Here is a 13846-nt window from a genome sequence, read left to right on the forward strand (position 1 = left end):
TATCATAGAGAGCGGAAACATTCCCCAAGGACCCCGATGTCCCGACTCCTGCTCATCCTCGTCTTCGTTTGCACCGGCCTGGCCCCCAGCGCCAGCTGCTTCTACGCGGCCGCGGCCCAGCCCGCGGTGGTGGCCGAGGATTGCAAGATGGCCTGCTGCGGCGCGGCGTGCTGCTGTGTCACGGATGCGCCGACCCCCGCTTCCACCCCCGAAGCCCCCGCCACACCGCCGCGCCCGGTCGACACCGCGCCGACGGTGCTCCTCCTGCCCGCCTCCTGGACCCTCGACTGGAGCGATCCGCTCGACCGTCCCACATATCCCCAGACCGATAGCACCGTTCTCCCCGGGCCGACGCCCCGATCGGTCCACACCATGTACTGCCGCTGGTTGACCTAGCCACCGGGCGGTCGGCTGCGCGCTCACTTTATTTTGCCGCTCAACCTGCGAGGTGCGATTTTCGATCGCGCTTCGGTATCTGAGCAATTCGGCATGCCGGACAGACCCGGCGTGCCATCCCCCTGAACCCAACCATCCTGAAAGGATGATGTGTTATGCGATTTATGATTCCCCTAAGTTTGATGATGTGCCTGTCGTTACTGGTGGGCTGTGCCTCGACCCCCGACTCGGCCTCCGAAGGCGTGACCAAGCCCGCGTGTTCGAACTGCGCCGCGGGCACCGAGTGCAAGAACTGCGACGCGAAGAGTGCCAGCGAGGCCTGCACGGTTTGCGTCGCGTCGGAAGGCAAAACCAGTTGTGAAAGCTGCGCCGCGGGCAAAGACTGCGCGTCGTGCGATGCCAAGAAGAAAGGCGAACACGCCTGTGCGACCTGTGCCGCCGGCGAAGCCTGCACCAAATGCACGGCCAAGCAATCCGAGGCCGCTCCCGCAGAACTTACGATGTCTGAACGCGTCGCCACCATCGACGCCAAGGGCATGAGCTGCCCGCTGTGTGCGTCCAACATCGACCGCCGGATGCAGAAGCTCGACGGCGTCAGCTGGACCAAGATCGACCTGGGCAAGGGCCAAGTGATCGTCGGCCTCGAAGACGACACCCCCGCGCCCTCGGCCGACGAGTTGTTCCAAGCGGTCAACGACGCGGGCTACACCGCCGGCGAAGTCACCCTGCCTGAAGAAGTGGTGACACCGTGACGCATGGTTTTAACACAACCATGAAAACCGTCACTCGGGCGGGCGCGGTCCTGGTGGCCGCGCTCGCCGGGGTGGGGGGCGCTCACGCCCAGCAGTCCACCGACATGCCCGCCGCGGTTCAGCCCGGCTGGGAGGTGCTGATTGTCCGGCAGGAGACCCACTTCTCCCGCATGGACGACCCCCGCCCCGGTGGCTTCGGCCGGGTCGACATGTGGGAGTTCGAGACGACGCTGGCCTACGGCCTCACCCGTGAATCGGCCCTCATGGTTCACGTCCCGGTCATGTATTGGGACCTGGAAAACGCAGCGCCGAATCCCGACGCCGACGGCTGGGGGCTGGACGACATCACCCTGATGTACCAATACCGGTTCTATCAGAACGACGTCGGCCCCATCGAGACCCGCCGGGCCGTGCTGCTCACCGGAGCGGAAGTCCCGACCTTCGACGACGGCTTCTCCAGCGACAGCCTCGACCCGCTGCTCGGCGTGGCCTACACCCGCATCGACGGACGCCACGGCCTCAACGCCTCGGCCCTGTGGAAGTTCAACACCGGCAGCGAAGACGGCTTCGTCATCGAGTTCGGCGACAGCAAGTACGACGCCCTCAAGCTCGACGGCTCGTACCTCTACCGCCTCTCGCCCGAGGAATACTCGGCCGACACCGTGGGCTCGCACTACGTCCAGGCCCAGCTGCTCGGACGCTACGAGACCAACGGCGACACCTCGATGATGTTCGCTCCCGGCTGGATGTACGAGGGCCCGCAGTGGGCGTTCGAAGCCACGTTCCACGTCCCGGTCTTCCAGGAGCTGGACCACCGCACGGATCTGGAGTTCGGCATCAACTTCGGCATCCGCTACCTGTTCTAAATCTCGTGATTGGAAACCCCCCGGCCTGCGTACGATCTCCGATCGTGCGTGGGCTTTTTTCGTGGCTTTGCGACTCTCGCTACAATCCGCAAATGCCCGACAGCTCTTTCACCGTCCGCCCCGACTTCCTCGCCGACCTGAACATCAAGCACACCGCCGACGCTCCGCTCGGCGCCCTGACGTGGTACCGAACCGGCGGCCACGCCGCGATCCTCGCCTCGCCCAGCAACGTCGCCCAGCTCTCGACTTTGGTGTCACGCTGCCACGAAGAGCACGTGCCGATCACGGTCCTGGGCGCGGGGGCCAACCTGCTCGTGCGCGACGAGGGCGTCGACGCCGTGGTCGTTCGGCTGGACGACCCCAACTTCAAAAACATCACCATCGACGAGAAGCAGGGCAGCATCGTCGCCGGCGCTGGCGTGGACCTGTTCAAACTCGTGCCCGCCTCGGCCCGCGCGGGGCTCGACGGCCTGGTCCACATCGCCGGCATCCCCGCCACCGTCGGCGGGGCGGTCCGCATGAACGCCGGCGGCGCGTTCGGCGACATCGGCGAATCCGTCAAGCGGGTCCAGGTCATGTCCGACGCCGGGCAGGTCTACTACCGCGACCGCGACGACCTGGAGTTCAACTACCGCAGCACCAACATCACCGCGCCGTTCATCCTCGAGGTCGAGTTCGAACTCACCCCCGCCGACTCCGACGAGCTGATGAAACGCTACAAAGAAATCTACTTCTACAAAAAGAACAGCCAACCCATGGGCGACAAGTCCGCCGGCTGCTGCTTCAAGAACCCGCCCGCCGAGGTCGGCGCGACCGCCGGCCAACTCATCGACCGGGCCGGCCTCAAGGGCTACACCGTCGGCGGGGCCAGCGTCTCCGAACTCCACGCAAATTTCGTCGTCGCCGAGCCCGGCAAGACCACCTCGTCCGACCTCCTGGCGGTCATCGACCACGTGCAACAAACCATCGCGCAGCGCCACGGCATCGACCTCGAACGCGAAGTGGTGGTGTGGTAATCGCCCCCGCAGATCGTTTTAATCGTCAGTTGTCATCCGGCATGACAAAGTACAGCAGGATGTAGACGAGTATCCCGGGGAAGGCCGCCGAGAAAAACGAAATCAAAACGTAGGCCACCCGTACAAGCGTGGGGTCCCAGCCCAGCCATTTGGCTAAGCCGCTGCAGACCCCGCCGAGCATGGCGTCGTCTGTCGATCGTGTTAGGGCGTTACCTGTCATGCACCCATTGTACGGATGAAAACGCTTTGTTCGATGGGGGTTTCACACATACGGGAATCAATGGCGTGGGTTTATCAATCCCGTAACTTGATGACCAGCTTGCCCGTGGCCGTCCCGCTGGCTTGGAGTTCGTGTGCGGCGGCGAGGTCTTCGAGGGGGAAGGTTTGCGAGACGTGGGGTTTGAGCGTGCCGGCCTCGACCATGGCCTTGGCTTGCTTGAGGATGCCGCCCTGGTGGGCGGGCGTGCCGCCGTTCATCGCGGTACTGCCCATGAACTCGGCGTGGAGGCTGGCGCTCTTGAGGAACAACGGGTTCAGCTCGGCGTCGGCGGGGATGCCCACGATGGTGCCGAGGCAGCCACGCGTCGCGACGAGCGGGATACTCGCCTTGAACACCTCGGCCCCGACCAGGTCGAACACCGCGTCGCAGCCCTGGCCTTCGGTGATCTGCATCACGCGGGCTTCGACGTCTTCGGATTTGTAGTTGATCGTGTGATCGACGCCGAGCGTATCGAGCAGCGCGAAAGACTCGTCCGACGATGCGGTGCCCAGCACCACGCAGCCCCGCGCCTTGGCGAGCTGGACCGCGAAGTGCCCGACGCCCCCGGCCGCGGCGTGGATCAGCACGGTCTGGCCTTCGCTAACGTGGGCCATGTCGTAGAGCAGCTCCCACGCGGTGAGCAGCGCCAGGGGAATCGCCGCCGCCTCGACGTGTGACAGGCACTCGGGTTTGCGGGCCGCCAGGCGTTCATCCACTAGCACATACTCAGCGTGGGCCGCGGGCTTGAACAACGGCGGCGAGGCGAACACCGCGTCGCCCGGGCGGAAACGCGTCACCTCGGGGCCGATGCCCACGACCCGCCCCGACACATCAAACCCCGGCACCAGGGGGAACGTCACCGGGGCGCGGAACTTGCCGCTGCGGAGCTTGGTGTCCACGGGGTTGAGCCCCGAGGCGTGGACCTCGATGAGCAGGTCGTGGTCGCCGGGCGTGGGCTGGTCGAGTTCAGCGAGCGTCAGCACCGACGGCTCGCCGGTGGCGGGGATGGTCATGGCTTTCATGGTGGAAATTGTATCTCCTCGCGCAACGCCGCGGCATCGTGGGCCGGTTTACCGAGTGCAAAAGAAAACGACACGGCGTTGGCCGTGTCGTTTTCGCGGGTGCGGGTTGTGGTGGGGTTGGTTAGCCGAGGCGTTGGCGTCGGCGACCGAACGCCGCGAGGGCGGTGCCGGCCATGAGGAGGCCCGCAGTTGCAGGCTCGGGGACGACGTTGAACGTGATCTCGTAGAAGTAGTTACCCGACGCGGTTTGTTGGATCCAGAAGGCGTGGTCGCCTTCACCCAATGGCAGGATCGTCGGGAAGATGTTGGAGCTGGTGTTGTTGAACAGAGCAGAGGCGTCGATGTTGCCGCCGCCTTGGCCGGCGAACGCATTGCCCGCGACGTAGGCGCTGAACGCGAGGTCGCCGGCGTTGGTGTCGCTGGTGTAGCTGTCCACCACAATCGCGTCCAGGCTTTGGCCGGTACCCAGCGTGAAGGTGAAGTAGTCGGCGTCGCTGCCGTTGGTGGCACCCGTGTTGCCGTTCGTGCCCACGCCGCCGATGACCGTGTTCGCCCCCAGATTGAACGTGAGTCCCGTCGGCGAACCGAACGCGCCGGACAGATCGCCGTCGACCGTTTCATCGTGAACCGTCGTCGCCATGGCCGGGGCCGCGCACGCTAGAGTTAAGGCACAAAGCCCCGCTGACATAATTCCACACTTCATATCCGTCCTCCGTAGGGAAATGATTACGGCTTATCAACAAGTAATCCTAGCTGGCGGGCGTGGCGTGGCCAAGACAATTCTGAGATTTCGACTGCTCATAGAACAGAAACACATTCCCGGACACTTCACCGGCTCTGCTTGGTCTTAGGGGATTCCAGTAGCAGATACAACACGTTGTCGGCGAACACCGGGTCGGCGGTCAGGCCCAGGTGGTCGGTGAACAGGAAGTTCACGTCCGTCCAGTCGATTGGGGTGACGAGATGGGGCTGCCAATCGGTTCCGAGCCGCTCGTCCATCACGGCTGATTCGCGGGTGACGGTGCCGTCGCCGGAGGATTGGGTGAGATTGGTGATACGTCCGTCCCAATCCAAATTGGCGATGTCGTGAGTAGGAACGCCATCACCCGCGTAAAGCGTCAGCGAGATGTTGCTTGGCAGGTTCTGTGGGCTATCGAGTGCGGCGTGGAACTGTTCGGCGCGGAGTAGGCTTTTCTCTAAGTGATCCAATGCTATAGCACGTCTCTCGGCGGCATCTTCGACATCAGGCAGGAGTTTGGCGAGTTCTGCGTCTTGCTTGGGTGAAGCCAGCCCCCAGTTATACTCCTGCCAATCTGCAAAGTGGAGGGGACGAATGATCCGGCGGGCATGCGAACGAGAATAATCTCCAGTTTGCTCATCGATCTCGGTTCTGCCGTGCAAAGGGCCAAGAATCCGCATGTGACGATCACGCGGCAGCAACTGGTAAATCGAAGGCATCGTCCCCAGCACCGCGGCGGAGTATCCCGAGTGCAGCGGCGAGAACTTGGTGCCATCGACCAGCTGCACCAAGGCACTGATCGACCCCGCGTTGGGCGTGCCCACGAGGACGACGCGATCGACGTGTTCGGCACCGGCCCAGGTGACCTCGAGCGTGCTGCCGTCTTCGGGCAGGTCGGCGTCGCCGTAGCGGAGCATGTAGCGGGTGAGCAGGCCGCCCATGGAGTGGGCGACGATGTCGAACTTCACGTCGTAGTCTTCGGGGTTGCCGCCGTAATCTTCCGCCAGGTTCCGTTGAACGACCTTGCGGTTGGTCTGGATGAACTCGAGGAGCTTGTGGGCGTTTTCGACGTTGTCGCGTCGCCAGTCGTAGTCGAACTGGAAGCAGGAGTAGTGGTCGGTGCCGTAGTCGATTGCGCCGTTCTCGCCGAGTTGGTCGTCGATGTAGCCGCCGACGCCGAGGGTGCCGAGGATCTGGGCGTAGGCCTGGAGTTCGATGGGCAGGCCGAAGAGCGAGAGGCGGACGGTGTCGAGCGAGCCGTCGGGCTCGACGTCGTCGGTGAGTTCGTTGAGTGGCTTACCCATCTCCATGGGCAGCGCGATGAGGCGTGCGCCTTCCGGGGTGCCGGGGTCGGCGGCGCTGCGTTCGAAAGCGCCCCAGACGCGGGTGCCGGTGGGGGGGTGGGTGAGTTTGGACCCGAGGATGCCGGGGATGACGATGACGGGGTTGCGGTCGGGGCCGTGGTACTGGGCGGTGCGGTCGTAGCGTTCGCCGAGGTCGGGCATGGGGATGGGTTTGGTGCAGCCCACGAGTATCGCGGTGGCGATCAGCAGGACGGCGCAAACAGCGAGGCGGGCGGCGGTGGGCATGGCGACGGGTCCGGAGCGGGGCAAGAGAAAGGGAACGCGGGAGCCGGACGGATCGTACCCCATGCACGGTTGAATCGTGCGGATAGCTTGGTATCGTCAGACGAGCGAAAACATCAAACGCGGATTCTCCGCACGCGTCACGTCATCCGACTCCTTACTTCCAACCCCCACCCCGACGAGAACATTCCATGTCCACCCAGATCGCAGCCCAGATGTACACCCTCCGCGACCACTGCGAGACCCCGTCGGACATCGCCAAGACCTGTGCCCGGCTCAAGGAGATCGGCTACGGCGCGATCCAGGCCTCGGCCTCGGGTTTCGCGACCATCGCGGCGGATGAACTCAAGACCATCCTCGACGACACCGGCATGGTCTGCGCCGCGACGCACCGGTCCTACGAACAACTCCAGGACCACCAGGCCGAGATCGACTACCACGCGACCATCGGCTGCACCATCTCGGCCCTGGGCGGCTGGGGCTGGCGCGGCGACGAAACGAAAGACCAGTGGATCGAATTCATCGACGACTTCAGCGCCTTGGCCGCGAAGTACGAAGGCTCGGCGATGAAGATCGGCTACCACAACCACAGCCACGAGTTCGCGCCCTTCGGCTGGAAGGACGCCCCGGACAAGATCGACCCCACGTCCACGCCCTACACCGTGCTCGAGTCCAAGCTCGGCCCCGCGGCCTTCTTCGAGGTCGACACCTACTGGGTCGCCCACGGCGGCGGCGACCCCGCGGCCTGGCTCAAGCGGTTCTCCGGCCGGGTCCCCGCCATCCACGTCAAGGACATGACCATCACCGGCGACCGCGAGCACAAGATGTGCGAGGTCGGCGCGGGCAACCTCAACTGGCCCGCCATCCTCGCCGCGGCCAAGGACGCGGGTGTGCAGTGGTACATCGTCGAACGCGACGCGGGGGACCTCGACCCGTTCGACAGCCTCACGATCAGCCTCGAAAACCTCAAATCCTGGGGCCTGAGCTGAGAAGGCGGGGGGAGGCGTAGGCCAGGCATGCCTGCCTGACGCGAGCGCTGACCACCATGGTGTCAGGCAAGCATGCCTGACCTACACACTGATCATCGATCACCCCCGCGTGAGGTCGAAGACCTGACCTACAGCCCCGAATCGTGGTTTTTGGCCCCTTCAGCGGGGTTTGCTTGCAAGAAATCCCCAATCCGATACCATACGCGGCTCCCCATCGCGGGAGCTGTCCGCCCATTGAACCCCACCGCCCGCACGCCCCGGGCTTAATCGCACCCTGAAAGGTACCCCATGGCAATCCGAATCAAAGCCCGCAGCGGTGAATCGGCCGAGCAACTGATGCGTCGTTTCAAGAAGCTCTGCGAAAAAGAAGGCCTGACCAAAGACATCAAGAAGCGTGCCTACTACGAGAAGCCCTCTGAGCGCAAGCAACGCGCCGCCCGCAAGAGCGTCAACCGCGTCGTCGGCGGCAACAAGTCGCGCAAGGGCTAACTCGCCCCGAAACGATTCGGACGCGTCGGGTTGGGTTAAGAACCTAAGCTCAGACCGCCCGTTTCTGGTGCGGATTAACGCTTAGCGCCGGCGATATTTACTCGACAGTCTGCTCAATTCATTATTTAATAAACACCGACACGGATTAACGTGTCGGTGTTTCTTTTTGATGTATGGTTTGTCATATCTTGCTAGTTAATCATTAGACATCCCGGCTGGCCTGCTCGCGCGACCTCTGTGTGAAGAGGATCGTCGGGGCGGTGGTCGAGTCGGGTGGAGAATCCTGCCCATGCTTCCGAACCTGTCGCTGCTCGCCGCCGTGGCCCTTCCCCCTGCATACTTCCTGGCGCCCGCGGGCGCGGTGATCGCGCTGGTCTTTGCGTTGTTGTTCTACAAAGGGTTCATGAAGCAGAGCGAGGGCACGCCCGAGATGGTGCGGATCGCCCAGGCGGTGCGCGACGGGGCGTACGCTTACCTCGGCAAGCAGCGCAACGTCGTCGCGATCGTGTTCGTGTTGCTGCTGGCGTTGCTGCTGGTGCTGGCGTTCGGGCTGGGCCTGCAGGAAAAACTGACGCCGCTCGGCGTCGCGATCGCCGGCATCTTCTCCGGGCTCTGCGGCTACCTCGGCATGAAGACCGCCACCAACGCCTCGGCCCGCACCACCGAGGCCGCCAAGAAATCGCTCAACGACGGCCTACGCGTCGCCTTCCGCGCCGGGGCGGTCATGGGCCTCTGCGTCACCGGCTTCGCGCTGCTCGACGTGTCGGTCTGGTTCTTCGTGCTCACCCAGTTCTTCGGCGACACGTTCAGCCTCGTCGACATCACCACCATCACCCTCAGCTTCGCGATGGGTGCCTCGCTGCAAGCGCTCTTTGCCCGGGTCGGCGGGGGCATCTACACCAAGGCCGCCGACGTCGGTGCCGACCTCGTGGGTAAAGTCGAGGCGGGCATCCCCGAAGACGACGCGCGTAACCCTGCCACCATCGCGGACAACGTCGGCGACAACGTCGGCGACGTTGCGGGCATGGGGGCCGACCTCTACGAGTCGTACTACGGCTCGATCCTCGCGGCCATGGCCCTCGCCGCCGCCGCGTCGCTCCGTCTCGGGCTCGACGCCTCGCAGTCCATCGCACTGGTCTGCGCCCCGCCCGCGCTCGCGGGCCTGGGCATCGTGTGCTCGGTGCTCTCGATCTTCTCGGTGAAGGCCAAGGAAAACGCCAGCTTCGCGCAGCTGCTCAAGTCGCTGCACGCCGGCGTCTGGCTCAGCTCGGCGCTGATCATTGCCGGTTCCGCGGGCCTGCTGAGCTGGCTGCTCGGCGGCATCGAAGCGGTCAACTGGATCGGCCTGTGGGGCGCGATCGTCGTCGGCCTCGTGTCGGGCCTCGTGATCGCCTTCGGCACCGAACGCTACACGTCCTATGAACACAAGCCCACCCAGCGCATCGCCCAGCAGTCCGAGACCGGCAGCGCTACCGTCATCATCGCCGGCATCGCCGAGGGCATGATCTCCACCTGGGTGCCGCTGCTCACCGTCGTCGTGGCGATCGTCGCCAGCTTCACGCTCGCCGGCGGCAACGACACGTTCCTCATGGGCGTGTTCGGCGTCGGCATCGCCGCGGTCGGCATGCTCAGCACGCTCGGCATCACCCTCGCCACCGACGCCTACGGCCCCATCGCCGACAACGCCGGCGGCAACGCCGAGATGACCCACCAGGAACCCCAGGTCCGCGAACGCACCGACATGCTCGACAGCCTGGGCAACACCACCGCCGCCACCGGCAAGGGCTTCGCCATCGGCTCGGCCGCGCTCACCGCGCTCGCGCTGCTCGCCGCCTACGTCATCACCGTCCAGGCCGCACTCAACAAGCAGGTCCAGAACCCCTTCGCCGCCGGCGGGGCCTACGACCAGGTCGAGTTCACCGAAGGCGTCGAGCCCAGCGTCTGGTACCACGGCAACGGCCTGTTCACGCTCAACGAATCCAGCAGCGATTTCGCCGCCGGCGTCATCGTCGCCGACGAAGACCTGCGGGCCCGCACCGAGGCGTTCTTCGCCGACAAGCCCGCCAACGAACGGCTGGTCGCCAAGGACTGGGCCCCGGACAAGGCGTTTGTGCTCGCCCAGATGACCGACGGCGAAGGCGACTTTGAGGTCAAGGTCGTCCCCGCCGAGCTGGTCACCCTGCCCAAGCTGATGGCCTACTACAACGTCACCCTCATGAACCCCAAGGTCCTCTGCGGCCTGTTCCTCGGCGTCATGCTCGTGTTCGTCTTCTGCGCCATGACGATGAACGCCGTGGGCCGTGCCGCATACGCCATGATGAACGAGTGCCGCCGCCAGTTCGTCATCATGAAGCAGGGCTTCATCGCCGACGGCAAGACCGAAGAAGAACTCAAGAACCCGCTCGACTGGCCGTTCGAAACCACCGTCGACGGCCACAAATACCCCGACTACGCCAACTGCGTGTCGATCTCGACCAGCGGTGCACTCAAGGAGATGGTCGTGCCCTCGGTCATGGCCGTGCTCGTGCCGCTCATCGTCGGCCTGCTGCTGGGCGTGCCCGGCGTGATGGGGCTGCTCGCGGGCACCCTCGTCTGCGGCTTCGCCGTCGCCATCTTCATGGCCAACGCCGGCGGCGCCTGGGACAACGCCAAGAAGTTCGTCGAGACCGGCGAGCACGGCGGCAAAGGCTCGGACAACCACAAAGCCACCGTCGTCGGCGACACCGTCGGCGACCCGTTCAAAGACACCTCCGGCCCGAGCCTGAACATCCTCATCAAGCTCGTCTCCATCGTCTCGGTCGTCTTCGCCGGCGTCGTCGTCAAACTCTCCCCCATCGTCTCCGGGTGGATCGGCTTGAGTTAAACGGCTCCTCAACCCGCTTCAAACAAAACCCACGAGACCCGCGCCCGTGGGTTTTTTCGTATGGTGATTGCGATCAATCATGTGTTTCCGGAGTTCTGTATGACCACCGATTCCCAAGAACCCTTCGCGTTTCTCGACGAATACGCTGAAGACACCGATCAGTTCAGCGCCGCCGATGGCGCGCGGGTGATCGGCCTGTTTGTCTGGGAACTCGTGGGTCGCTCGTTCTGGCGTCTGATTTTCATCTTTATCTCGGTCTTCCTCGGGGGCTTCCTGCCCGCCGGCCTGATTGTGTTGGCGCTGACGCTCGCGTCGCAGACCTACACCCGGACGGGGCTGATGGTCGTGGTGGCGCTGTGTCTGATCCCGCTGTCGGCAATCGCGAGCTTTAACTTCACCGCCTACCGCGGCCTGCGCGATATCGCAGACCGGCTGGCGTTTGGCAAAAAAATGGGTGCTTCCCTCGTGGCGTTCATCGAGCCAACGGACCGCATGCGGATCCCCATCAACGACTTCACCGACCGCCTCAAAGCGTTTTTGACCAAGACCCGTAATGAAGTCCCCCGCCCCAAACCGCTGCTGCAACGGATCGTATTCCGTGTGACCAACACCACGGTCTTCTTTACCGTCCGTTTTGTCCTGAACCGCTTGGCCAAGGACTGTGTGGTCGATGGCGAAGTCGATCTCGAGCGGTTCGCCATCGGGGTTGGCGAGCGGGCCGACGGCCTGTTGATCGTCTACTTCAAGAAGTTCTTGTGGGACCTCACCCGCTTGGTGTTGGCGATCGGGGTGTTCGTGATCTGGTTCCTGCTGGCGTTGTTCTCGCTCGTTTTACGTTGGCTTTCGATTTGGTTGGGCTGACCGCAAGGCGAACGCACAGACGCCACCACGGCTTGGAGATGTCCCAGCCCTGCAACACGCTTGAGCGTTATGCTTTCTTCGAACGCATGCCTGGGTTAATCGTTCTTATCTTCGTTGGCTTCCTCGTGCTGATCATTGTCGGCGCGATCTTCGGCAATGCCCAGCGGCAGAAGCGCATCGCGGCGCTCGAGGCGTGGTCGGCTTCTCTCGGCCTGTCGTTCGAGCCCCGCAAGAACCGGCGCTTCGAGAAGCGCTTCGCCGAGTTCGCGTGCTTCAAGCAGGGCAACGACCGCTACGCCTACAACCTCGCCCACGGCCGGTACGAGGGCCGACGCGTCTACGCCTTCGACTACCACTACACCACCACCTCCACCAGCACCGACTCCAAGGGCCGGACCACCACCCGAACGCATCACCACCATTTCTCCGCGGTCATCCTCGAGCCCAATATCCCGCTCAAGCCGATGCTCATCCGCCCCGAGGGCTTCGGCGACCGCATCGCCAACTTCTTCGGCCGCAACGACATCGACTTCGAATCCGCCGAGTTCAGCAAGCGTTTCTTCGTTCAGGCCGAGGATCGACGTTGGGCCTATGACGTGCTCCACGCCCGTACGATGGCGTTTCTGCTCGACCAGCCGCCGCACGTGATCGAGTTCGAGCCGGGGCGGGTGTTGATCCTGCGCAACCGCCGGGTGATGGACGCCTCGCAGTTCCACACCGCGATCCACATCGCCGACCAGCTCCTCGACGGCCTGCCCGACTACGTCCGCCAGCAGCAATTAGAATCCCTCTCATGATTCCTCTCATCGTCCTCGGCGTCATCGTGCTGGCCTTCTTCGGCTGGGTGATCGGGACCTTCAACGGCCTGGTCCGTCTGCGTACACACACCGACGAGTCCTGGGCGGGCATCGACACCGAACTCACGCGGCGCTACGACTTGATCCCGAATCTGGTCGAGGTCTGCAAGGGCTACGCCGAGCACGAAAAGACGGTGTTCGATCAGGTCACCCAGGCCCGCGCCAGCGCCATCGCCGAGGCCAACGGCGTCCTCCCCCAGGCCCAGCGCGAAAACGCATTAACGGGCTCACTCAACTCCCTCTTCGCGGTCAGCGAGGCCTACCCCGACCTCAAAGCCAGCGAACACTTCCTCGCGTTGCAGGACCAGCTGGCCAACACCGAAGACCGCATTCAGGCCGCCCGCCGGTTCTACAACGCCAACGTCCGCGATCTCAACACCCGCGTGCAGCAATTCCCCTCGAGCATCATCGCCTCGATGTTCGGCTTCACCAACGCCGACTATTTCCAGGTTGACCAAGCCGCCGTCCGCGCTAACCCGCAAGTGGATTTGGGTTCCTAAATTTAGCCGCGGGTCAATGACCCGCGGCAGCTTCGGCGTTGGTTTTGCCTTACCCCCTCTCCCTCCGGGAGAGGGCCGGGGTGAGGGCGGGTTGAAGTTCTTGTGCGTGGGACGTGGCACAGGTTGATGGTGAGTGCCCTCACCCCAACCCTCTCCCGGGGGGAGAGGGGGCCAAGGCAGTGTCATCCGTATGCGCACGGTGGGGGACGCCCGAAAGCAAAAAATCAACACCGCAGAAAATTTCTTACTCCTTGTCAGTACTCACTTCCTCGAAACGGGCGACTTTTTCGTGCGCACACCCGAAGCGTCTCGTCCCCTTATGTCGGACCACGGTGGCACTCCAGGCGTGAAGGTCGCGCAGGCAAGGCACCAAGCACGCCCAAACCCGTGGAGCCGGGCTGACGCACACGTCGGGTGCGTGGCGACACTTGAGCTCACCACCTTGCCGGGATCGCTCAAGGTCGGAACCCGTCGTCGTTGGTCGAGGGTCCGTGTTCAAGGGGACTCGTTTCGATCCACCACGGAGATTGGGAGGCACGGAGACACGGAGGAAGGCAGGAAGACTTAGGTTTCAATCTTCAATGCCTTTGTTCTTCTCCGTGCCTCCGTGCCTCTTGTCCTCCGTGGTGGATCGAAACGACAACCCAACCC

14 protein-coding genes are annotated in these 13846 nt (G+C 63.9%); 10 read left to right on the forward strand and 4 right to left on the reverse strand.

Features of this window, described 5'->3' with window-relative positions; translation table 11 throughout:
- The first annotated feature begins 36 nt into the window (after nucleotides 1-36).
- The 4 genes from HNQ40_RS10165 to murB all read left to right on the forward strand — a co-directional run bounded on the left by HNQ40_RS10165 (nucleotide 37) and on the right by murB (nucleotide 3030).
- The gene (locus HNQ40_RS10165; RefSeq protein ID WP_184677729.1) at nucleotides 37-396 is read left to right on the forward strand and encodes a hypothetical protein; all 360 of its coding nucleotides are present in this window, start codon (nucleotides 37-39) and stop codon (nucleotides 394-396) included.
- Between the two features lie 185 nt (nucleotides 397-581).
- Nucleotides 582-1148, forward strand: a complete 567-nt coding sequence (locus HNQ40_RS10170; protein WP_221435472.1) for a heavy-metal-associated domain-containing protein — start codon at nucleotides 582-584, stop codon at nucleotides 1146-1148.
- Nucleotides 1149-1168: 20 nt separating this feature from the next.
- On the forward strand, nucleotides 1169-2014 hold the full coding sequence (locus HNQ40_RS10175; protein WP_184677731.1) for a hypothetical protein: 846 nt from the start codon (nucleotides 1169-1171) through the stop codon (nucleotides 2012-2014).
- Between the two features lie 92 nt (nucleotides 2015-2106).
- Entirely contained in the window at nucleotides 2107-3030 is a 924-nt protein-coding gene (gene murB, locus HNQ40_RS10180) for a UDP-N-acetylmuramate dehydrogenase (protein ID WP_184677732.1), read from the forward strand.
- 25 nt (nucleotides 3031-3055) lie between these two features.
- On the opposite strand, the gene HNQ40_RS10185 is transcribed toward murB, so the two are convergent.
- From HNQ40_RS10185 to HNQ40_RS10200, 4 genes are all read right to left on the reverse strand, one after another.
- The gene (locus HNQ40_RS10185) at nucleotides 3056-3250 is read right to left on the reverse strand and encodes a PspC domain-containing protein (RefSeq protein WP_184677733.1); all 195 of its coding nucleotides are present in this window, start codon (nucleotides 3248-3250) and stop codon (nucleotides 3056-3058) included.
- A gap of 74 nt (nucleotides 3251-3324) precedes the next feature.
- Nucleotides 3325-4311: a quinone oxidoreductase family protein gene (locus HNQ40_RS10190; protein WP_184677734.1), complete on the reverse strand. Its 987-nt coding sequence runs from the start codon at nucleotides 4309-4311 to the stop codon at nucleotides 3325-3327.
- A gap of 121 nt (nucleotides 4312-4432) precedes the next feature.
- Nucleotides 4433-4951 carry a PEP-CTERM sorting domain-containing protein gene (locus HNQ40_RS10195; RefSeq protein WP_184677735.1) on the reverse strand — a complete coding sequence of 173 codons (519 nt, stop codon included), beginning with the start codon at nucleotides 4949-4951 and terminating at the stop codon, nucleotides 4433-4435.
- A gap of 188 nt (nucleotides 4952-5139) precedes the next feature.
- Nucleotides 5140-6639, reverse strand: coding sequence for a lipase family alpha/beta hydrolase (locus HNQ40_RS10200; protein ID WP_221435473.1), 1500 nt, complete (start codon nucleotides 6637-6639; stop codon nucleotides 5140-5142).
- Between the two features lie 188 nt (nucleotides 6640-6827).
- Between HNQ40_RS10200 and HNQ40_RS10205 the strand changes: the two genes are divergently transcribed.
- From HNQ40_RS10205 to HNQ40_RS10230, 6 genes are all read left to right on the forward strand, one after another.
- Nucleotides 6828-7625, forward strand: coding sequence for a sugar phosphate isomerase/epimerase family protein (locus HNQ40_RS10205; protein ID WP_184677736.1), 798 nt, complete (start codon nucleotides 6828-6830; stop codon nucleotides 7623-7625).
- 288 nt (nucleotides 7626-7913) lie between these two features.
- A complete protein-coding gene (rpsU, locus tag HNQ40_RS10210; protein WP_184677737.1) occupies nucleotides 7914-8114 on the forward strand; it encodes a 30S ribosomal protein S21 in 201 nt (66 codons plus the stop codon).
- Between the two features lie 289 nt (nucleotides 8115-8403).
- The gene (locus tag HNQ40_RS10215; protein WP_184677738.1) at nucleotides 8404-10977 is read left to right on the forward strand and encodes a sodium-translocating pyrophosphatase; all 2574 of its coding nucleotides are present in this window, start codon (nucleotides 8404-8406) and stop codon (nucleotides 10975-10977) included.
- 99 nt (nucleotides 10978-11076) lie between these two features.
- Entirely contained in the window at nucleotides 11077-11838 is a 762-nt protein-coding gene (locus HNQ40_RS10220) for a hypothetical protein (RefSeq protein WP_184677739.1), read from the forward strand.
- Between the two features lie 38 nt (nucleotides 11839-11876).
- Nucleotides 11877-12635 (forward strand): hypothetical protein, encoded by a 759-nt coding sequence (locus tag HNQ40_RS10225; protein ID WP_184677740.1) that lies wholly within the window; start codon nucleotides 11877-11879, stop codon nucleotides 12633-12635.
- Complete coding sequence (locus HNQ40_RS10230) at nucleotides 12632-13195, forward strand: LemA family protein (RefSeq protein WP_184677741.1); 564 nt, start codon at nucleotides 12632-12634, stop codon at nucleotides 13193-13195. Before HNQ40_RS10225 ends, HNQ40_RS10230 begins: the two co-directional genes overlap by 4 nt.
- The last annotated feature ends 651 nt before the right edge of the window (nucleotides 13196-13846 follow it).

Source organism: Algisphaera agarilytica, assembly GCF_014207595.1.
Classification (GTDB): domain Bacteria; phylum Planctomycetota; class Phycisphaerae; order Phycisphaerales; family Phycisphaeraceae; genus Algisphaera; species Algisphaera agarilytica.